Genomic DNA, 21,656 nt, shown 5'->3' with positions numbered 1-21,656 from the left:
CAAAATTATCACTAAAAGCAAGTTTATTTTACATAATTTACAAAAATTAACCCGCAAACGTTTGCGGTAATCTATTTATTTGTAGAAATTTGTTGTATGAAGAAAAGACAGACCGTTACCTTAAAACATATAGCAGAGGCTTTAAATCTATCTATATCTACTGTTTCTAGGTCCTTAAAAAACCACAAAGACATTAGCAAAGAAACCATAGCTTTAGTGCATGCAAAGGCCAAAGAGTTAAATTACTTTCCCAATATATTTGCACAAGGTTTTAGAAAACATAGAACACATCTTATTGGTGTAGTGGTTCCAAATCTTACTCATTATTACTCCTCAACTATATTAGAAGCTATTTTAGAAGAGGCGGAAAAAAAAGGATATCATGTTATTATTACAGGATCTAAAGATAGTTATGACAAACAAATAGAATTGTTAAACACCATGCTGCATTTGGGAGTAGATGGAATTTTACTATCCTTAACTAGGGATACCTATAACGTAGACAAAATTATCAAATACATAGAGCAGGTGCCTTTAATTTTATTTGACAAAGTATCTAGAAAAGTCCCTTGTACTCAAGTAATTATAGACGATGAACAAGCTGCTTTTAATGCTGTAAAACATTTGATTGATACAGGTCGTAAAAGAATTGCCATATTTAAAGAAACCAACGACTCTTTTAACTCTCTAAAAAGATATGAAGGTTATTTAAGAGCTTTAAAAACAAACAACTTGCCTTTTGATGAATCTCTAGTATATAGTTCTAAATACATTCCGCTAGAACAAGGAAGAAAATTGGCCGAAACCGTTTTAAAAAATCCACAAAGACCCGATGCTGTGTTTTGTATTACCGACAACTGTGCAGTGGGTGCCATGCAAGTTTTTAAAAAGAACAACATTAAAATTCCTGAAGAAATTGCCATTGTAGGATTCAGCAACTCTCTGGCTTCCAGAATAGTAAATCCAAACCTTACTACGGTAGATCAGCCAGGTTCCAAAGTAGGAAAAACCGCTATTAATTATTTAATTGATGAAATAGACAATCCAAAAGAAAACTATATGGATTATAAAACTGTAGAAATAAAAACCAATTTAATAGTAAGAGAATCCTCTATAAAAAATGATTAAAAACAGGGTTTTTATGTATCAAAAGTAACAGATAAACAAAGTAATTCTCGTAAATTTATACCTACAATTTTAGCAAAAAAATTCCTTATTCTAATTGATTTTTTTTCTAAAATTGAGTTCACTATTTTTTAACTTTTGCTTACATCTATCTCCCTATGGAAGACATGATTTTTTACGATCGATTGCAATTTGCATTTACGATTACATTCCACTACATTTTCCCACAATTAACTATGGGATTGTCTTTAATTATCCTGTTTTTTAAAGGATATTATTTAAAATCAAACAAAGAAATTTACAACGATGCAGCTAAATTTTTCATGAAAATTTTTGCCATCAATTTTACTATGGGTGTAATTACGGGTATTCCTATGGAATTTCAGTTTGGTACCAACTGGGCAAAATTCTCTGAGCTTACGGGAGGAATTATAGGACAAACCTTAGCTATGGAAGGAACCTTTTCTTTCTTTTTAGAATCGTCTTTTTTAGCACTCTTTATTTTTGGTGAAAAAATTATGGGTCAAAAACTACATTTCTTAACAGGGTTCTTTGTCTTTTTAGGCTCTTGGGCAAGTGGGTATTTAATTTTAGCCACCAATGCTTGGATGCAGCACCCCGTAGGTTATGAAATTTTAGAAAACGGAAAATTTGTATTAACTCATTTCTCTCAACTATTTAGCAATCCTTGGTTGTTACCCGCTTTTTTACACAATCAAATGGCTTCTTTAGTTACTTCTGCATTTGTAGTGGCTAGTATTGGTGCTTTTTATTTACTGATAAAAAAGAACGAGGAACATGGAAAACTATTTGTAAAAACAGGAATTGTGTTTGGACTAGTGGCTAGTTTATTGGTAGCTTTTCCTACAGGAGATTTAAATGCGAAAAACGTAGCTAAATATCAACCCGCTGCTTTTGCTGCTATGGAAGGTATTTTTGAAACAGAACATGCAGGTGCCGAAATTGTTTTAATTGGGCAGCCAAACATGGTTGAAAAAAAGTTAGACAATAAAATAGCGGTTCCAAATATATTAAGTTTTTTAACCTATCAAGATTGGAACAAACAAATTATTGGAATGGATCACTTTAAAAAAAGTGAATTACCAGACAACATTCCTGCTTTGTATTATTCCTATCATATTATGGTAGGCTTGGGTACTATTTTTATTGGAATTATGATGTTATCCGTTGTCTTTTTATATCGTAAAAAACTATACACCTTTAAACCTTTGTTGTGGACATTGTTATTTTTAGTTCCTTTTCCATTTATAGCAAACATTACCGGTTGGTATGTGGCAGAATTGGGTAGACAACCTTATTTAGTATATGGTTTGTTAAAAACGGTAGATGGAATATCTCCAACAGTATCATCTGGAAACACTTTATTTACATTGCTTGGTTTTGTTGCCTTGTATATGTTACTAGGACTTTTATTTTTAATTCTTGTGGGGAAAACAATTTACCACGGACCTAAATCTTTAAAACACTAAATCATGGAAATTATTTGGTACATTATTATTGCAGTTATACTAACGGTCTTTTTTATTTTAGATGGTTATGATTTTGGTACAGGAATTATTCATTTGTTTTTTGCCAAAACAGACAAAGACAAAGAAGTAATATCTAAAGCTGCTGGATTGTTTTGGGACTCTAACGAGGTTTGGTTAGTAGCTGCTGGTGGATTGTTATTTATGGCTTTTCCTACCTTTTATGCATCGGTGTTTAGTGGCTTTTATTTGCCCTTAATTATTGTGTTGTGGTTAATTATTTTTAGAGCTTTAGGATTAGAGTTAAGATCACAGATCAATCACTCTATATGGAAAACTATTTGGGACAAAGCTTTTGGTGTTTCTAGTTTGTTATTGGCATTGTTTTTTGGAATTGCTCTAGGAAACGTTGCCAGAGGTGTAAATTTAGGAGGCGTAGAATATGGAATGTCTGCCTACGAACCTCACTATTTCTTTTTGCCTTTATGGGACAGTAGTTTTAGCCCATCTACAACACACCCTGGTGTTATTGATTGGTTTACTATTGTTATTGGTATTATAGCTGTAGTTACTTTGGCCATACACGGTGCCAATTGGATTCTTGTAAAAACCAATGCCAGCATTAACAACCATTTAAAAACCGTTATTTTTAGGTTGAATATTGCCTTAGCTATATTAACTGTTTTTTCTTTAAGTATATGGCATATTGTAGAACCTCATCCTTTGGCTAATTATTTAGAATATCCTTTATTTTTAGTTTTTCCTCTTGTATATTTTATAGGATTGATAGGGATGTTCTTTATTAAAAAACTAAAAAAAGAAGTTCACGGATTTATATTCTCTAGCTTAATTATTACAGGTGGAGTTACTTCTACACTGGCAACTATGTTTCCTGTTTTATTACCGTCTACCAACAATTTAAACCCAGATTTAACTATTTATAATACAGCGACTAGTACCTACGGATTGTCTGTTGCGATTCCTTGGATGATTATTGGAGGGATTTTAATTGTAGCTTACTTTATCATTCAGAAAAAACTGAATAAAGGCAAGATTGATGATAGAGAATATGGACATTAAATTGCTCACTTCTCAAACACATAAAAGGCTTGAATACAAACCGAATCAAAACTTAAAAAATGACAGAAACTCTTATTTCTTTACTAAGTATTCTCTTTGGAATTTTGGGAGCCGTTGTTTTTGGTAAACTAAAACCCAAATATTCTTTAGGATTTACAGCCAACAGTATTATAGGAGTGTTTGTTAGTATTTTTATTCTTAAATCTTTTGGCCGATTAGGCTTTGCACCTAACAATATAGTAAGCCTTACAAAAATTCATTATTTATTACTGATGTTAAACCTATCTGTTTCTTGCATATCTGGAATGTTAGGTCTTTGGATTGTTTTTAATATTCAGAAAAAAATTCCACGTTAAACAAACAAAAAACTCCATCAACATCTGATGGAGTTTTTTATTACTTGTCTGTCAATAAAAAAACTTTAAAACAAGAACTAAACTCGTTTATAACGAACTTTTAACTTCTGTTTTTTTATAAATAAATTCCAATACAAAGCAAAAAACAATAATGCCTAAAGCAATATATACATCTCCCCTGCTTGTTGTAAAATGTTGAACGAGTAAAGCAATCATCGCTAAAAAACAAAAAATAGCTCCTAAAAGTGGAATGCTCTTTTTTCCGTTAATGTCTTTAGATAGTTTAAAGCCCGTAAAATTAACCACAGCAAATATCAATAAAAAACCTACACTACCTGCGGTTGATATACTTTCTAACTCTAATGTATTTACCAATACCAACGTAGCAATAGCCGTAATAAACAAACCAATTGGTTGATTCCATAACTTTCTCGTAAACTCTTTAGGAAGCTCATCATCTTCGGCAATTTCATAATTTACTTTACTCCCCCCATATAAAGAAGCATTAATGGCCGAAAAAGTAGAAATTAAAGCCGCTATAGTAATAATTGTAAAACCTAACTTTCCTAACATTGGTTTGGCAGCTTCTGCTAGCACATAATCTTCTGCCGTTGCAATTACACTAAAATCTAAAGATCCAACGGTAATGGCCGCTATAATTACATATAAAAATATTACAAAAATTACAGATCCATAATAAGCTTTGGGAATGTTTTTTTTGGGGTTGACAATATCTGGAGCCGCATTGGCTATTAACTCAAATCCCTCATAGGCTACAAAAATAACCATTCCGGCAGTTAATAATTTAAAAGGGGATTCCCAATGTTTTGAAGATAATTGTTCTAAATGTGGATTTCCAAACAAACCATACACACCAAACCCTACAAAAGATAATAGAATCACTAATTTTATAATTACCGCATACGATTCTATTTTTCCAACCACCGCAATGCTATAATAATTAATAGCCGTTGCTAAAACAATAATTCCCGAAGCGTACAAATGAGCATCTAAAGTAGAGTTGTTGGTTAACTGAAACAAATTAGGAGTATAAGAACCAAAGGCCGATGCATACAAAGCCAACATAATAATATAACTAATCCAAAGTAGGTTGTTTATTCCTCCACTAAAAACTCCTACTCCAAATCCTTGATTGATAAACTTTACCGTTCCTCCTCTATCTGGATACCTAAGAGATAATTTTACGTAACTGTATGATGTTATCAAAGCTATAATTCCTGCTATTAAAAAAGACATGGGAGTCCCACCTTTTGCCAAAGCCACAGCCAAACCAAGAACGGCAAAAATACCACCTCCTACCATCCCACCAATCCCTATAGAAATAGCTTCTTTTAATCCTATTTTATCACTTATATTTTCTTTCGTTTTCATTAAAAGTGTAGTTATAAATTTAGATAAACTATATACAACTAAAGGTAAAATAAAAAAACTCTGTTCTAAATAATTGAGATTTTGTTTTTAAAATTTTTTAGTATTCATCTTTCTATAAAGAAGACTGTTTAATACAAAAAACTTCTAGTTTATAGCATAACTGTTATTTGATGTTTTACCAAGTGGATTGTCCTCTAAAATATTTATTTAAAAACTAGATACTACGTCTATACGTGATAAATATCATAGAAAAACCACCATGCTCATCGTAATTTTACGATAGGGATATGGAAAGAGCCTCAACATCTAAAAAAGACCTTCAGCTGGCAGCTTATGCAAAGGCATTGGCACACCCAACACGTATTGCTATTTTAAACTATTTAGAAAAGCAGAGTTCTTGTTTTACCGGCGATTTGGTTATTGTTTTTCCGTTGGCACAATCTACCATTTCTCAACATTTAAAAGAATTAAAAAAAGCAGGATTGATTCAAGGTGAATTAAAACCTCCCAAGACAAAATATTGTATCCATCAAAAAAACTGGAAGATAGCAAAAGAACTGTTTCAGCAATTTTTTGATTGATTTTTAAACACATAAAATCAATTATTTACACAATAAAAATTAAATAGTATGAGCAAAGCAATTAAAATTTTAGGAACGGGTTGTGCAAAATGTCAATCTATGACAAAAGTTGTAAAAGAGGTTGTTGATGAAAATAATATAGAGGCAACTATTGATAAAATTGAAGACCTTATGGAAATTATGGAATACAATGTAATGAGTACTCCTGCTCTAGTTATAGATGATGTAATTACCATTAAAGGGAGAATTCCTACAAAAGATGAAGTATTGACACTTTTAAAATAAAAATAATGAATTATCAAGTAAAAGCAGCTTCACTTTTTAATCAAGATGCACAAATTTATTTTAAAAAGTCTAGCCTAAATTTTGGAACCACAGCACAAACAGCCCATACATTGCCCAACCCTGCAAAACTTTTTTTAAGTTCTTTTGCAGCTTGTGTTTTAAAAAATGTAGAACGTTTTTCTGAGCTAATGAAGTTTAGCTATACCAAAGCAACTATAGAGGTAACAGCCACCCGTTTAGAAAAACCCTCTAGGATGGATGATATTATTTATACGCTAATTATTTATACCCAAGATGATACCTTAAATCTAGATTTGTTAAAAAAGAACATTGTAAAGTTTGGAACCATCTATAATACCGTAAAACAATCTTGTTCTATTTTAGGAACTATTAAAACACATAAAGATGTTTGACTGGATTCAACATATGGCCAATTGGATTGTTTATGATTTGTTAAACATGACCCAAGGATTGCACTTATCAGAAGCACTCAACTTTTTTATTTATGACACCGTAAAAATTTTAATCCTTTTGTTGGTGGTTATTTTTATTATGGGAATTGTAAACAGTTATTTTCCTATAGATAAGGTTAAAAACTATCTTTCTAACCATAAATTATACGGTTTAGAATATCTTATGGCAAGTCTTTTTGGAGTCGTTACTCCGTTCTGCTCTTGCTCGTCTGTTCCCTTGTTTATTGGTTTTGTAAGAGGTGGAATTCCCTTAGGAGTAACTTTTGCTTTTTTAATTACATCTCCCTTGGTAAACGAAGTTGCTATTGGACTTTTTATAGGTTTGTTTGGTATTAAAACCACTATTATTTATGTGATTAGTGGTATTTTATTAGGAACCATTTCGGGAATAATTCTGCAAAAATTAAACCTAGAAACCTATTTAACTCCTTGGGTAAAAAACGTACTAAAAAATGCACAAAAAGAACAAGATATTTTTATTGCCGAAAAACAAACACTGCAACAACGTTTGCCTATTATATGGAAAGAAGTTCTTAATATACTAAAAGGAATTGTGCCATATGTACTTGTAGGAATTGCCATTGGTGGGTTGATGCATGGTTACATTCCCGAAGGTTTTTTTGAAACTTATATGAACAAAAACAATTGGTTTGCTGTACCCATTGCTACCATTTTAGCTGTGCCTATGTATTCTAACGCTTCCGGAATTTTACCTGTGGTACAAGTATTAGTTGCCAAAGGAATTCCGTTAGGAACTGCCATTGCTTTTATGATGGGTGTTGTAGGCTTGTCTTTGCCCGAAGCCATGTTGTTAAAAAAAGTAATGACTCTAAAACTAATTGCCATCTTTTTTGGTGTGGTTACCTTATGTATTATAGCCTCTGGATATTTGTTTAATGTGTTGTTGTAACTCTTTTAAAAAAATCAAATTAATGATTTTTAAGGTTTTAGTTTAAAATAAAAGCCAAAGAGAATACAGAAATAAAACCCCATAGAATCACGGCTAATAGTATGGGTTTTAACCCTGTAGATTTTAAATCTGTTATAGAAATAGAAGAACCTACAATAAATAAGGTTAGTATTAATAATCTTTTAGATATTAAAACAATAAAATGTGTGGTCGGATTGGGTAAAATATGGTAGCTATTTATAATAATAGCGATTATAAAAAAAACAATAAAATATGGGATTTTTATTTTTTCGCCTTTTGATTTAAAGAAAAACATTGAAAAAATAGATAAAGGAATAATCCACAAAGTTCTAGATAGTTTTACTATTGTAGCTATTCGTAGAGCTTCTTCTCCATAACCTAATGCAGCTCCAAATACAGAACTTGTATCGTGTATTGCAATAGCACACCACAAACCAAATTGTTGTTGCGTTAAATTTAGAACATGTCCAATAACAGGAAATAGAAATAAAGCAATAGAGTTTAATAAAAATACAATTCCTAAGGCAATACTAATCGTTTTACTCTTGGCTTTAATAATAGGAGAAATTGCTGCAATGGCACTTCCTCCACAAATTGCAGTTCCAGAGGTAATAAGATATCCTAATTTTAAATTTAGTTTTAAAATTTTGGAAAGTGATATACCTAATAATACGGTTAGTATAATTGAATAAATGGTAATGCTTAGTCCTTGTTTACTCGTTTCTATAGTTTGTTTTAAATACATACCAAAGCCTAACCCAACTACCGAAATTTTTAAAAATAAATGAATTGCTTTATAACTATAAACCTTAAATGGGTTTTTAAAAAGTAGTGTGTAAACAAAACCTATTATTAATGCTGTAGGACTACTAATAAATCCTAAAAAAGTAATTAAAACTATAAAAAGGTAAATGGTTTTTGCAAAAAAAACTTTCATATCCTGAATTGTTATTTGATATAAAAGTAAATCAACTTAATAATCTATATGCAAATTATATAGTTAGTCTATATAACTAAAAGTTATGATTGTTTTTGATGAATTTTTTAAAATAATCATAAGTGCTAGAAAGGTATCCTGTTCTTTTTACAAAATAAAACCACCTTTCAATGCTTAAATCTTTAATGTCTATTATTTTAAGTTTGTTATTCATTAAATCATCAGTAATAGCGTTTATAGAAAGTAAAGCGTAATGATCTGAATTGTATAAATAACTTTTAATAGCTTCCGTACTGTTAAAAGAGACTACACAGTTTAGTTTTTTTATGTTATTAGCTGATAAAAAATTATCAATAATTTCTTTAGTTCCAGAACCTATTTCACGTTCTATCATTGGAATTTTTTGTAATGTATTTATATCAATATTTCCTTTTGGGAAAGTATTATTCTGGCTATTGGTAACTAAAACAATTTCATCTTTAGTAAATTTTTCAAATTGTAATCTGGGGTTGGAAGTACTTCCTTCAGTTATACCAAAATCAATATCTTCATTCAAAATTAAGTTTTCAATAACTTCAGAATTATTACTGACAATCTTAAACTTTGTTTGAGGAAACTGCGTTCTAAATTTTGCAATTATTTTAGGAATTGTGTAGTTGGAAAGAGTTGTACTTACTCCAAAACTTATCAACTGAGGAAAGTGATCTTTTTTATATAAAAATTTTTCATCCATTTCAGAATAAACTGCTAATATTCTATTTGTATACAAAAGAAATGATTTCCCTTCCGGTGTCATCTCAATAGAGTTCCTTCTTCTTATAAATAATGTTGTTTTATATTCTTGTTCTAAGTTTTTAATTGCTTTTGAAATGGCTGGTTGTGAAAGATATAGTTGTTCAGCAGCTTTGGTAAAGCTTAAATTTTGAGCAACAACTTTAAATATATGTAATTTAGTTTTCATAAGTATGTTTAGAACAAATTCTCAATAGCAAAGTTTATGTTAAAATTTCTAATTTTCAAATATTATAATCGAAAAATCAAAAAGTACAAATTTTCAAATCAAAACGTGCATTTTTTCCAAAGATAACAATCTATTTTAAACTGCTTTAAACAGTCTTTTAAAGCAGTTTAAAATAAACTTAAACATTCAGACTGAATCTAACACTATCTCCTCTTAGAAGCCTCTTTGTATTAGTTAGATTATTCTCATATATGTGTACATTAGCCAACATCAACGTTATGTTGTTTAACGGCAAGCCTATTTTACGACTTATAAGCCATAAATGATAAATATCTGATGGTAACCCTAGACTAGCATCAGAACTACGCAAATAAGCAGTAATAGATAGTTCTCCGTTGTTTATTTGAAACTGTATCAAACTTACACATGGTTGCTGATTAGTTTCTACTCCATTTTCGCCTAGGAACAAAACGTAATTCTTAGAACTTCTTAATTCCTCATTTATTTTATCAATCAGCTCTGGGAGTTTTTCAAAATACTTTGGATATGAATTTTTAAGCCTTTCACCGCAGTAATTCCACCAACTTATACCAGCTTCGTTGTATTCCTCAACTCGCTCAACACCAAGTGTAAACAAATCAAGTTCTTGTTTTAATTTATTCCTAGCTATTGCATGATCTTCAAACACCTCCAACAAATCTCCTTTTTGAAGTTCTAATGTTTGATTTAAAATATACTTTATTGCACCTTTTTTATTTGTTTGCAACTCTCCTTTAGTCACAATTTCACTAAGTAGTTTATGATATTTATTCATATTTTAAGTTTATATTTGTTATTCCTACGTTTAATACATAAAAGCCCACAAGCACTCGAAGACTTTCGTCCTCCAGCAGCCTGTGGGCTCTGTGTTTATATAAGCGTAGGAACTTTTTATTTACAGCTGGAGGACTTTTATTCACTCCAGTTTATTTTTAAAAAAGCTTTATCAACCAATAAAATGGTGTTGAAATTCTTAGTAAATTATATCTGTTTTTAATTCTTTGCTCTGAATTAACGTAGAATGAAAAACGAATTTGAAATATTTTTAGGTTTACTTTTTTATTTATTTCCAACTGGGGCATGTTGCCAAATCTGATTAGATTCTCTCTGTATTCTTTGTCAAATTTATTTTTCATTTTAAACCATATTGAACCTTTAAATTTTGGAAGTAAAGCAACATATTGATAATCATGCAGCATGGCAGATATTTCTAGTTTTGGAATATCATCAGCATCTTTTACAATGGTAGCACCATCAAATACATTTTTGTTTTCTACCATATAATCGTAGGCTTCTAAGAAATAATCTATTTCAAATTCATGAAACTTTTTAATTTCTAAAAGACGTTTTACAACCTTGCGTTTGTGAGCTAAACGTTGTAAACGTCCAGCTTCATTTACATCGGCTTTTTGCTGTTTGAAAAAATTGTTTTTACTCCAGAACATAACTAACTTATTACATACTTAATATAATTGCCTACGGTTGTATCTACTGTGCCCTCTACAATTTTATTTAATACATCATCTAGTAGGTCGGGATCAGTTTCATTATCTATTGCACTAATTAATGCTGTAGCATCTCCTGTGGCTTTCCAATCCTCTATTAAAGATTTATAGGCTGTGTAAAACTTAGCGTACATAATGGGATTTGAAGCCTTCATTTTACTTTCTGCATTAGACCTTTCATTTTTTAAAAATTCCTCTGATGCTCTGGATACATAGTTTACTACTTCATGAACATCATTATGTACAGGTTCTACATCATGCTTGTAGAAATCCGTAGGTTTTTGCTTTACAGGTGTTCCGTCTTCAGCGTAATAGATAAGTTTTTTACTAGTTCCTATAAAAACATTTTCAACCTCTTTGTAGGTTGCATAGTGTTTTTGGTAAAATATGGTAACTACCTCTTTATTTTTAAATGTTCTTCTTTTATACTCCTTAACTCCTTTAGGGTTAATATAAGGCTCATGCTCCATTAAAAAACCTAATTGATCAAATGGGATAGATTCTACATTTGGATATATATTTAATAGCCAATTTGCTTTTTCCGATATAATTTTTTCTAAATATGTCTTCATACTTAATCTTTTATTGTTACACTAATATTAACTAAATCAACTTTAGTAGAGATTGCTTTAATGTACTTTTGAACATTAGATTGGTTAGCAGCTTGTAGTAAGTAACCGCCATACTTAAATTGAAAGACTCCATTATCTCTCCTATATTCAAATACCCTTGATGTCAATAAGGGGTATGCGTTATCTTGATCTGTAGGAGAAGAGGGTGATTGTATTCCTCCTACTACACCAGTAGTTCCTTCGGTAAAATAAAACTTATCTTCAGTATTATTCTTTAGCCAAACCATCCCCATTACAGGTACATCATCTGAATCTCGGCATATTTGAAGACACATTCCACGGAGATCAGAGTAACCTCCTATAACATTTCTAAATTGTGAAATATCAATACTCCATTTTACAGACCAATCTTTATCCATAGGTAGAGCTATACCATCTTCTTTAATAGATGCAGTTCCTGTAGACTCCGAAGAAATTAACCTAACGCTACCACCCTCTGTGATATCTACAACTCCTGTGACATCTGACCAATCACCCTCAGGAATATCAGTAGTCAAACCAGCTCTTGGTATATAAATATCTCCCGAGCTAACAGTAAATTCATTCTTAAAAATTCTAGTAGCACCGTTATGAAGAAATAACCAATACACGTTATTTATTTCAGTTGTTCCGTCTAATTCAAAGGCACCTGTTCCATTTGTTGCTGTGTCATGAATATTAACTCCTGTTACGTTTACTTCCATAACACTATCGTTCACAAAAGTTAAAGAGTTTACTTGAAGCTCTCTAATTACTTTAGTTTCATCATGTATTGGTAGTCCATTTACGTCTAATAAAGGTTCTTCTGAATATCTAATAAAACGAGCCAACATATTTTCAACTGGCTCCTTAAAAAATGCCCCATTTATTGTAATAGTCCTACTTTGCGTTGGGGGTATAGACAAGGGATATAAATTATTAAAATATGGCTTTGGATAAGAACTAAAACCAGCGTTTGTTACAATATCTATAATATTCTCACTTGTAATTTGTACTGGCAATGTACTACCAACTACACGCCAACAGAATTTACCATTATCATTTTTAAAAACAAAAACTGACATATTTCTATCAGTAAATACAATTTTATTATCGGTTAAAGAATTGTACTCTAAATTGGCAGAATCGCCTGTAAAACGAACTTCTGCTCCAATAGCTTTTGTAGTTATTTGTACTTGAAAAACAGCATCTGTAATATTAGTCTCATTAATGGTTACAAAGTCTGTAGCCAAATCAATAGTTACTATTTTATTATTATATGTATTGTTTAAATCTATACCTCCAGTAGCAATAGCTGTGGTTGTTTTGGCTTGTTTACTATCAACCAAAGTTTTTAATGCCTTTCCCTGTGCTGCAGTTAGTGCTTCTGTTGTACTGTCAGAAGTTAGAGTGTTGTTTAATGGAGAACCGCCAAGCTCGTCCCAAACAACACCTGTAAGGATTCCAAAAGTTGGATAAGTTTTTAGTTTATAATGTTTACCATCTGCTTCATGATAAATAATGTGACCAAGTTTAATTAAGTCTCCAGTAATTAAAGCATCACGTGCAGCATCATTAGCCATACGAAACTTAGCGGTGTCATCTCCTCTAAGGTTATTTTTTACGGGTTTTGTTAAATCAAATGTGGCCATATTATCCAATTGTTATATTAAAAGTTGCAATGCTTGAAAATCCGTTTAATCCTAAATCAATTACATTTCTAGTGTATTGTACGGCATCTCCACCAGCATCATTTACTTCTGTAAATTGTAATTGTGTAACTGTTAAATTCTCGTTTGTAGCAGGATTATTAGCGCTTACTACCTTTCCTGACTTTGTATAAATAACTACTTCAGAAGTATTAGCAGGAACTGCTAAAGAAAAACTAGCAGTATTGCTAGCACTTAAAAAATTCTTATTAGATAATGCTCGTATTCCTGATGATGTTGTTGGATGAGAATCTCTAGCTCCTAAATACACAAAGTAGTAGTATCTTGTAGCAATTGTTTTAGTAACTGTTATAGCCGTTGCAATGGCTTTAGCAGTTTCAATACTTTCTACGGTTGCAGTTCCTCCTTTGTTGTCGGTATATGTTGTAGTTCCTGCTGCGTTGTAGGCTTCAAAAGTAAACACATTATTTCCTACTTCTAATTTATAGGAAGGGATAGATTTTTGAACGCTGTTAGATCCTGGAGCATTGTCATCAATCACCGTGCTATTATCAGGAGCTTTTACAACAACTCTATTTAAGTTTCCTGTTAAATTTCCTGCAGTAGATCCGTCTCCGTTTTTAATTTGTCCTGGAGAAAAAATAACATCAACTAAAGTATCAGTATAACTCGTACCAACTTCTTTTGTAGCGGTGTCCATGTTGTTAACTGCTAAGCTTCTATTTGAACTTATATAGGCCAATACTGTTGGAAATAATGCTTGATCTATTAAGGAACTTATTTCTCTGTCTTTTAAAGTAGCAACGTCAGTTCCCGCAGGAATGGCTCCCCATGGTTCTGCTGTTGCTACGCCATCGGCAATGGTGGTGGTGTATTTACCCGTAGCACCTCCATGTAATTCTTCATCTTCAATATGGTTTTGAAAAGCTTCAGCATCAGCTTTAGAACTAAGAAGGTTATCAATACCTTCTACTTCAGCAACAGGCACTTTATCTTCTTTATGTCTAAAAGACGAAAAAGATTGTGCAAATTGGCTTTGTGTTGGTTTTAAACCTGTTTTAAACCAATTTAAAATTGTGGTTAAATTTGCCATTATTTAGGGTTTAATTCGTTCTATAAATAATACTGTTCTATATGGAGACATATTAGTATGAGATCTACCTTCTCCTATAGATTCCAAAGGACTCGTATCTATGTCTTTTCTGTGATTTCCTGAACTCTGAGAAATATCCGAGTAAACAATAGCATCGCGAGCTCCTGCGATATCTATTTTGGTACCTTGGCTATTTTTCCACTTTAAAGTAAAATTGGGTAATTCAGAAAGATTTAATTTAGATTCTCTAACACCTCCTGTTTGCCCTAACACATTAAGCCTGTAATTAACTTCATCATTATTAAATGCAAAATTATAGTTAGGATCAAAACCAATAGGCATTCTTCCTCTCCAGTCTTCAACCTCTTTCCAACCTTCAGGAATTTCATTAGCTGGTTTATTCCATAAAACCATAGCTCCTCCAGTTATAAAAACTGCATTTGTTTTCTCTAACTCATCCATTCTGGACATTAATGTTAAAATAGGATCTATTCTTTTAAAGTCTGCCCAATCAATACTATTGGTAGTATTTCCAAAAGTGGCATATCTTGTATAGTAAACAGGTTTAGTTACTAAATCTGCAAATTCAACATTTTGAACATCTTCTTTAATGTAAATTTTAGATTGTAGTGTTCCTCCTTTAAATGATATTAGTTCATCGTTTAAATAAATATAACCATCACTAACATTATTCCCTACAACCGTACAGCCACTAACAATGACTTTATCACCCATGGCTTTTCCATAAGCATTAAAAATACTATAGGCTTTTTGAACCTCTAGCAATGTTTCCGTTTCCAATGGAAAACCTCCTATTTGCTGAAAATTAATATAATTCATAATCCAACTACTTTAAATCTTTTAACATCTTGTTTATATTCATTCACTAAAGCTTCTATAGCATAGTTGTTTTCTGTAATTATAGAGCTTGGTGCATATACAATAAAATCAACTCCTGTGTCGGCATAATCAGACCTACTATGAAGTGTTAACTTTCCTAAATACTTAGGGTTTTGTTCTACTCTTGTGTATATATAAGTTCGGTCATATTGATTCCCATCCGCTATTTGTATTCTGCGTTGAGTGCTATCAAACCTATCATTCAAAACTTTCCTTAAATAACAAACCTGTCCATTGTGTTCAAGGTTATATAACCTAGCATCTCTGTTAATTATCCAATCATTATATATAGTTTTTATAGGCTCTAAAGAAACAGAGACAAAAACCATAAATACTTTTTTTTGTAAAAACGGAGGAGTTACTAATTTTAGCAGCTTATCAAAGTCAATATTATACCACATAGTTAATTCCATTAAAATCAGGAGTAGCAAAATAACCGCTCTCTAATACTTTTTTCACTTCAATTTCCTGAGGGGGACCATAACCATTAATCTCTGGAACTATATAACTAGATCTAACTAATTTTCTATGTGCAATTTCAACACCTTCAACTGCTTGAATTTTATTGTCTAAATCTTCTAACACAAGTTCACCATCAAATGAAAACTCTCTTTTAAATTCCTCTATTGCATCCTCTACAGGCTTTCTACCTGTTTTACTACTTACTCCATAAACATCTAAAACCAATGGATTTATGTAAATGTCATAGTCTAAATAAAGAATATCAGGCAATGAGTTTACAACAGAGATTCTATTTCCTCCAAATTTGATTTCTTTAAAATATGCCTTAATAGAAGGAATGGTATCTAAAGGAACTGGTGCTAATTCTTCATTCTCTTCACCTGCAATTTTTACAACGATTGTTCCTGGTTTCTCACCATCATTTACCGAAGCGTTTTTTATAATCATAGAAGCCGTAATTTGATCTTGTGTTGCACCGGTATTATCAAAAATATCAGAATCTGTTACTAAGTCAAAACCATGTTGATACTGCAAAGCCATCGTTCGGTACCAGGTTAATCTACCTCGTTTTTGATCTCTAAGCTTTTCTGTCATTTCTTTTTCATGCTGATCAAATAAAAGCCCCATTAAATAAATAGGATAGGCGATCACATCAAATAAAATATTTTCAAAACTCACCAAAGAAAACTCATCTTCAAAAGTCTTACCTTCTGTTAAACCATATAATGTCTTTACAACATTATAGCTCACAAACTTGGTGGTCATTTCTAATTTTATGTCTTTTAAACTCTTTGCCATTATCTTACTATAAATGTGGATCCTATTTCCATTTCTCCAATTCCAAAATCATCCGGTTCTACTTGATCGGCTACACCAATAGCTGTTGCAGGTTCATCATGTGATTTAAAAAAGCTTACAACTCCTATTTTAGTAATTGTACTTACTTTGTATTCTGTTTTTAAAACAGCATCATCGGTTACACTTACATTATTTAACAAAGCCATTTCTAAGGCATTTTCATAACTCCCTGTTAATTGAGTTACTTTGTCTAAAAAAGACTGTCCTTGTTTTACTTTACTCATAATGCGCTTCAATTTTTACACTATCAACACTATATAGATCCAACTCCGTAATCTTTAATCCATCTTTAGAGAATTGCTCCCTAATTTCGTGTCTGTAGTCTAATAAGTCAGAATCTAACGTGATGTCTCCAATACCAACACCAAGAGTTGGGTTTGCTTTAAAATCATTAGGATGAGCAATTAAAATCAAAGCCTTGTTTTGTTGTAGTGTATCTCCAATTACAATTCCTTGAATTATTTTACCATTAGCATCCCTTACCGGTTGTATTTTCACATCCATTAATTCACCGTTACTATCGGTGTTGTCTACTAATTGTATTGCTATATCTTTCATATCAACTTAAATTACCTACAAAAGTTCCTGTAACCGTACCCTGTGGCGTTACCAAACCTGATGTATAATTTATTTTAGCAGTTTTTATATACGCATCCATTAAACTGGCAAACCTTTCTGCAAATTCATCATCTGCGTTTTCCTCTCTGGTTCGCATATCTGTAAACAAAGCCTTAAAATCTTCTTTTAACTGTACTTTATCTAATGCCATTTTAATCTACTTTAAAAGCTTTTTAAAATTATCTTCAAAAAGCGTTAATGATTGTATTGTTGGAGGTAGTGGAGTTCCTGAAGGACCTACACCAGTACTCACAGTTATTTTACTTATTAGCTCTTTTAATTCTCCAAACAGGTCAAGCAAAGAAGTGTCATTGTTCTTTACAGAAATTTTACCATCAGAACCATCTACCAAAAACTCTAACCCATTTTGTTTAAAATGAATAGACTGTACTTCATCTACTTTTACAACTGTTAAATTGTCTAACTCACCTGTTAAACTCATTAGCAGAACGTTGGTACCTACTTTGGGAGTGATTAATAAATGATCTGTATTATCACTAATAGTTGCTTTTAGTTTTACATCTGTTAATACAAGGCCATCAATTTCTACAGAACAAGAATCTCCATCAACTTCAACAACCTTTGCAGGTATTGGTAAACTATTCTGAAAACCAACAATTACACGTAATAGTTTTTTTAGTTCTGCAGCTTTATCCATTAGCTCAATTTTATTCCTGGTGTAATTGTTCTAACAGCCCCTTGTGAGCTTATTTTTGTGGTTACCGAAACAACATAATACCAACCCAACTTATTTAGATAATCTTCGTCTTTTATCCTTGCTGAATAACCAGGAGAAACATATGGAATAAGCCATGTGTCAAAAGTTCCTTCAAACCGTGATTGAGCTTCCTTTTTTAATGCTGATTCAGCAATTTTTTTCATAGATTCCTCACTCATGGGACCTACTTTTATATTAATCTTATTTCCTCCAGTTGTTCCTGCAGTTAGCTTTTTAACCTTACCATCTTTACCGGTACTTTCTATAATTATTTCGGTTTTGTCGTCAACTTTGTTTTTAAATTCAAGAGAGGAATTTTCAATATTTTTTTGCATCGAATAAAAAACCTCTCCTGTTTTAGTCACATATGGAGGATGTATATGTAACACCTTATTATTGGTATCAAAATAAATATTAGCTTTTGTTTCCTCCTGGAGCTTTTTCAATACATCATAACCAGTTGCATTATGTATGGTAAACTTTTCATAAGTAATACCGTAATCACAATCAACTGTGTAACCTTCATCTATTTGATCAACTATATATTTTCCTACTTCTTTTAAAGAGGTTGATTTTAGCTCAACACTTTTAATTCCTTTCCTAAATAAAAACAAAGCATCTTCACACTTAATTTGTAAAGAGGAATCTTTATTTACTATTTCCTGTACATAACCAACAAACTCAGTTTTAAGATCTGAATCATAACCTAACTTTATTAAAACCTTAGAACCTCTCTTTATTTTACCTTCAAAATTCAAAGCAGTATTCATTACGGCTTCTGGTAAACTAATAGTGGCCACATCTGTTAAATTGTCTACGGATGCAATAATTTCTAATTCGTCCAAAATAGCGAGTTGAGTTCTTTTACCTTCCGTTTCAAACTCTACATACCAATTAATTGCATACATAACATTACTTTTAATATTCTCTACTTTAGCTTTTGTTTGTGGCAGGTTTGCTGAGTTTCCTGTCATACTTACCATTCCGATAAACATGAATAATCCTAAAATAATTGCTCTCATAATTAATCTTCTATATCTAATAACAGTTTAAAAGAACTGTCACTATACGCTTTAATCTCATAAGCCTGAACATTTTCACCTTTGGTAAATGGCCAACTAAAATCCTCTATTACTATATTATTAATTCCAGACAACTGTAGTATCTCACATTTTACTTGTATACTCTTAGCGGCTGTCATACATTGTTTAAGACTTTCAAAATCCTCTTTAGGAAAACATTCTGCTACATCTCCAACTTCTTTATCTCCTAACAACACTCCAGTAATGGTAATATCATAATCTCCACGAGACCAGTGCTCTTTTACAGTTCCTTCTAAATTCTTTGCCTTAGCAACCTTTCTACGAGTAATATTGTTCTTACCGTTTACAGATATTAAAGGCTCATAAGGGAGCATAAACCATGTAATCCCATCATCTATAGACATTTCTAAAGGAAAAAATTGATCTTCTTTAGGGGTCGATGGGTTTGATTTCCACAACTCATCTTCAGAAACTACAGAACCATTGTTACTATTAACACCTGTTTGTCTTGTAAATGGCAAAAAGTTAATAGGCGGAATTACATGTTTCATCAATTCGTTTTGAACTGCTGTTAACCTTGGTATCTCTTTTACAATCTTAGAACCAACTAAAGAAGCATATAATATGTCTGTATCTTTTAACTCCATAACTAACTACTTGCTGTTGCTGCTAATCCTAACACACGTAAAAGGGCATCGGTTGTTTGATCTTCCATTTGGCTAACACTTTCTTTAAATCCTTTGTTTTCTATATTTAAAACCCCTATTAAATCATTCAGTTTAATGTTAATGGTTGTATTCTTTCTTCCTCCAGTAACAGCTTTACTATTACTTTCAGAATTCTGTGTGTTTTTATTGTTAGATAAATTTGTAGTAAGTGTTTTACCTCCAATAGTAGGTGCTGATATTCCAAGCTTTGCAGACAAATCATTTTTTAGATCTCCTAAGTTTTTATCATTAAAACTTAAACTAGCTCCAGCCTGTTTAAAATGGTCTAAAGCAGACTTACCTTGTTTGATGATTTCTTTACCTTCATCAACAATTGCTTTTTTACGAGCTTCAGATTGTTTCTTTATTTTTTCAAGTCCTGCATTTGCTTCATCTGCATTCCATAAACCTTGAAGTTTATACCAACCAATCATGATGGATTCAATACCCGAAAGCAACAAGTGTTCTAGTCCTAGCCAAGCTATTTTAACATAACTAACATAACCACTCCAAACAGCTTTCATACCTTTCATAGTATGATCCCACATCTGACCCCAACCATCAACTCTATAAACCAAATAACCTATAGCTGCAATTGCTGCAATAATTCCAGCAACAATCCAAACAGTAGGATTGGCCAACATAGCAGCGTTTAATTGCCACCAAGCAGCAGTTTGAAGCTCTAAAGCATAAAACTGAATGGTTGTCCATGCTGACATTGACATTGATGCTATTTTTACAACCCCCATAGCAGCTGCAACGGTAAATAATGTTCCTGCAATTACCATCATTACTGGGTGTCCTTCTTTAAGCTTATCGTTTAAATAAGATACTCCTGAGCTAACAGCTGTTAGCGTATAATTAGCCAAATCTAACAACAACATAGCAACTGGACTAATAGCCCCATAAATAGCGATAAACTTATCAGTAAAATTATCCATGACAGTACTTGCACGACCTCCTAATGTTCTGGACATTTTTTGAGCCATATTGTGGAACTTTCCACCTTCCTGAGTTACTGTAATAAATGCATTTTCAACCATAGAAGTAGTTACAAGTCCTTTGCTCATATCCTCTCTTAGCTGCCCAATACTTTTACCTGTTTGTTTGCTTATTTGGTCTAATGGGTTAAACCCGGCATTAATCATTTGGTTTAAATCTTGTCCCATTAATTTACCCGTACTACTCATTTGAGAATAGGCAAGGGCTAAAGATTTCATTCGCTCCTGGTTCCCTCCAGCAATATCTCCAATCGCTCTCAGCGTAGGCATTACTTTTTCTAATTCAATCCCAAAACCAAGCATGGTTTTAGCAGCATCTCCAACTCCTAATTTTCTAAAAGGGGTGTTTTTTGCATACTCTTTAACTTCTTTAAAAAATTGTTCCCCTGCAGCTTCACCACCTAATAAAACATTAAAAGAAGTTTTTTGCATTTCTTCCTCAATACCTACTTTAATAGCTTTTGCTCCAACAGCTCCAGCAATCACTAAAGGATTCGTAATTAAATTAGCAAAGGGAATTTGTCCAAATGCCTCTCTAAAATATCTTTTGGTACGAGATCCGCTAATGGTCTCAAACCTTCTTACTCTTTGTTCTAGCTTTTGAATTTCCGTATTGTACCTACGAATACTTTTAATATTACTTGTAGGAATCCAATCACGTTCAGATTTTAAATGCTCTAACTTTTGTCTTAAGGCTCCAACGGCATTACCGGTACCTCTCATAACACGATCTACTTCTTTGCTTTGACCTTCCAGTCTTGCAAACACATCTAACGCCGCACCAGAGTTTACACCAATCTTTTTAAGCTTGGCACTCATGGAGTCGTTTAGACTTAGTGTATAT

General features: G+C 32.1%; 26 protein-coding genes. 8 read left to right on the top strand and 18 right to left on the bottom strand.

The features are described from left to right. Positions 1–96: 96 nt before the first annotated feature. The 4 genes from FHR24_RS07710 to FHR24_RS07695 all read left to right on the top strand — a co-directional run bounded on the left by FHR24_RS07710 (position 97) and on the right by FHR24_RS07695 (position 4,048). Positions 97–1,128, top strand: coding sequence for a LacI family DNA-binding transcriptional regulator (locus tag FHR24_RS07710; RefSeq protein WP_167186290.1), 1,032 nt, complete (start codon positions 97–99; stop codon positions 1,126–1,128). 155 nt (positions 1,129–1,283) lie between these two features. After that, positions 1,284–2,615: a cytochrome ubiquinol oxidase subunit I gene (locus FHR24_RS07705; RefSeq protein ID WP_167186288.1), complete on the top strand. Its 1,332-nt coding sequence runs from the start codon at positions 1,284–1,286 to the stop codon at positions 2,613–2,615. Positions 2,616–2,618: 3 nt separating this feature from the next. Then, a complete protein-coding gene (cydB, locus tag FHR24_RS07700; protein ID WP_167186286.1) occupies positions 2,619–3,692 on the top strand; it encodes a cytochrome d ubiquinol oxidase subunit II in 1,074 nt (357 codons plus the stop codon). A gap of 59 nt (positions 3,693–3,751) precedes the next feature. Continuing rightward, a complete protein-coding gene (locus FHR24_RS07695; protein ID WP_167186283.1) occupies positions 3,752–4,048 on the top strand; it encodes a hypothetical protein in 297 nt (98 codons plus the stop codon). Positions 4,049–4,135: 87 nt separating this feature from the next. Here the strand turns inward: FHR24_RS07695 and FHR24_RS07690 are convergent, their stop codons facing one another. Next, positions 4,136–5,440, bottom strand: coding sequence for an APC family permease (locus FHR24_RS07690; protein WP_208412301.1), 1,305 nt, complete (start codon positions 5,438–5,440; stop codon positions 4,136–4,138). Positions 5,441–5,727: 287 nt separating this feature from the next. On the opposite strand from FHR24_RS07690, the gene FHR24_RS07685 reads away from it, so the two are divergent. From FHR24_RS07685 to FHR24_RS07670, 4 genes are read left to right on the top strand one after another with little or no spacing between them, the layout of a single operon-like run. Beyond that, on the top strand, positions 5,728–6,021 hold the full coding sequence (locus FHR24_RS07685; RefSeq protein ID WP_167186280.1) for an ArsR/SmtB family transcription factor: 294 nt from the start codon (positions 5,728–5,730) through the stop codon (positions 6,019–6,021). Positions 6,022–6,069: 48 nt separating this feature from the next. Beyond that, a complete protein-coding gene (locus FHR24_RS07680) occupies positions 6,070–6,306 on the top strand; it encodes a thioredoxin family protein (RefSeq protein ID WP_167186277.1) in 237 nt (78 codons plus the stop codon). A 5-nt stretch (positions 6,307–6,311) separates the two neighbouring features. Beyond that, positions 6,312–6,719 (top strand): OsmC family protein, encoded by a 408-nt coding sequence (locus tag FHR24_RS07675; RefSeq protein WP_167186274.1) that lies wholly within the window; start codon positions 6,312–6,314, stop codon positions 6,717–6,719. Beyond that, positions 6,712–7,689 carry a permease gene (locus FHR24_RS07670; protein WP_167186271.1) on the top strand — a complete coding sequence of 326 codons (978 nt, stop codon included), beginning with the start codon at positions 6,712–6,714 and terminating at the stop codon, positions 7,687–7,689. Before FHR24_RS07675 ends, FHR24_RS07670 begins: the two co-directional genes overlap by 8 nt. A gap of 37 nt (positions 7,690–7,726) precedes the next feature. On the opposite strand, the gene FHR24_RS07665 is transcribed toward FHR24_RS07670, so the two are convergent. From FHR24_RS07665 to FHR24_RS07585, 17 genes are all read right to left on the bottom strand, one after another. Then, on the bottom strand, positions 7,727–8,647 hold the full coding sequence (locus FHR24_RS07665) for a YeiH family protein (protein ID WP_167186268.1): 921 nt from the start codon (positions 8,645–8,647) through the stop codon (positions 7,727–7,729). A gap of 76 nt (positions 8,648–8,723) precedes the next feature. Further along, entirely contained in the window at positions 8,724–9,608 is an 885-nt protein-coding gene (locus FHR24_RS07660) for a LysR family transcriptional regulator (protein ID WP_167186265.1), read from the bottom strand. A 178-nt stretch (positions 9,609–9,786) separates the two neighbouring features. After that, the gene (locus tag FHR24_RS07655; protein ID WP_167186262.1) at positions 9,787–10,422 is read right to left on the bottom strand and encodes a thymidylate synthase; all 636 of its coding nucleotides are present in this window, start codon (positions 10,420–10,422) and stop codon (positions 9,787–9,789) included. Between the two features lie 157 nt (positions 10,423–10,579). Next, positions 10,580–11,092: a hypothetical protein gene (locus tag FHR24_RS07650; protein WP_167186259.1), complete on the bottom strand. Its 513-nt coding sequence runs from the start codon at positions 11,090–11,092 to the stop codon at positions 10,580–10,582. 2 nt (positions 11,093–11,094) lie between these two features. Next, positions 11,095–11,724, bottom strand: coding sequence for a DUF2400 domain-containing protein (locus tag FHR24_RS07645; protein ID WP_167186256.1), 630 nt, complete (start codon positions 11,722–11,724; stop codon positions 11,095–11,097). 2 nt (positions 11,725–11,726) lie between these two features. Continuing rightward, entirely contained in the window at positions 11,727–13,394 is a 1,668-nt protein-coding gene (locus FHR24_RS07640) for a hypothetical protein (protein ID WP_167181989.1), read from the bottom strand. Between the two features lies 1 nt (position 13,395). Next, positions 13,396–14,505, bottom strand: coding sequence for a hypothetical protein (locus FHR24_RS07635; protein WP_167186253.1), 1,110 nt, complete (start codon positions 14,503–14,505; stop codon positions 13,396–13,398). Positions 14,506–14,508: 3 nt separating this feature from the next. Beyond that, a complete protein-coding gene (locus FHR24_RS07630; protein ID WP_167186251.1) occupies positions 14,509–15,345 on the bottom strand; it encodes a hypothetical protein in 837 nt (278 codons plus the stop codon). Continuing rightward, on the bottom strand, positions 15,342–15,806 hold the full coding sequence (locus tag FHR24_RS07625) for a hypothetical protein (protein WP_167186248.1): 465 nt from the start codon (positions 15,804–15,806) through the stop codon (positions 15,342–15,344). The genes FHR24_RS07630 and FHR24_RS07625 overlap by 4 nt, the downstream gene beginning before the upstream one ends. Beyond that, positions 15,796–16,665 carry a nucleotidyltransferase gene (locus tag FHR24_RS07620; RefSeq protein WP_167186245.1) on the bottom strand — a complete coding sequence of 290 codons (870 nt, stop codon included), beginning with the start codon at positions 16,663–16,665 and terminating at the stop codon, positions 15,796–15,798. Before FHR24_RS07620 ends, FHR24_RS07625 begins: the two co-directional genes overlap by 11 nt. Then, positions 16,665–16,949: a hypothetical protein gene (locus FHR24_RS07615; RefSeq protein WP_167186242.1), complete on the bottom strand. Its 285-nt coding sequence runs from the start codon at positions 16,947–16,949 to the stop codon at positions 16,665–16,667. Before FHR24_RS07615 ends, FHR24_RS07620 begins: the two co-directional genes overlap by 1 nt. Further along, entirely contained in the window at positions 16,942–17,283 is a 342-nt protein-coding gene (locus tag FHR24_RS07610; protein ID WP_167186239.1) for a hypothetical protein, read from the bottom strand. The genes FHR24_RS07615 and FHR24_RS07610 overlap by 8 nt, the downstream gene beginning before the upstream one ends. A gap of 1 nt (position 17,284) precedes the next feature. Continuing rightward, positions 17,285–17,494 (bottom strand): phosphoglycerate kinase, encoded by a 210-nt coding sequence (locus tag FHR24_RS07605; protein WP_167186236.1) that lies wholly within the window; start codon positions 17,492–17,494, stop codon positions 17,285–17,287. A 6-nt stretch (positions 17,495–17,500) separates the two neighbouring features. Beyond that, a complete protein-coding gene (locus FHR24_RS07600) occupies positions 17,501–18,001 on the bottom strand; it encodes a HypC/HybG/HupF family hydrogenase formation chaperone (RefSeq protein ID WP_167186233.1) in 501 nt (166 codons plus the stop codon). Beyond that, positions 18,001–19,083: a hypothetical protein gene (locus FHR24_RS07595; RefSeq protein WP_243846513.1), complete on the bottom strand. Its 1,083-nt coding sequence runs from the start codon at positions 19,081–19,083 to the stop codon at positions 18,001–18,003. The genes FHR24_RS07600 and FHR24_RS07595 overlap by 1 nt, the downstream gene beginning before the upstream one ends. A 2-nt stretch (positions 19,084–19,085) precedes the next feature. After that, positions 19,086–19,751 (bottom strand): DUF6046 domain-containing protein, encoded by a 666-nt coding sequence (locus FHR24_RS07590; RefSeq protein WP_167186230.1) that lies wholly within the window; start codon positions 19,749–19,751, stop codon positions 19,086–19,088. Positions 19,752–19,753: 2 nt separating this feature from the next. Then, positions 19,754–21,631 (bottom strand): tape measure protein, encoded by a 1,878-nt coding sequence (locus FHR24_RS07585; protein WP_167186227.1) that lies wholly within the window; start codon positions 21,629–21,631, stop codon positions 19,754–19,756. Between the last annotated feature and the right edge of the window lie 25 nt (positions 21,632–21,656).

It is taken from the genome of Wenyingzhuangia heitensis (assembly GCF_011762155.1).
Lineage (GTDB): Bacteria > Bacteroidota > Bacteroidia > Flavobacteriales > Flavobacteriaceae > Wenyingzhuangia > Wenyingzhuangia heitensis.
Note: the sequence above shows the minus strand (reverse complement) of the source record. Positions and strands in the feature narration are given on the sequence as shown.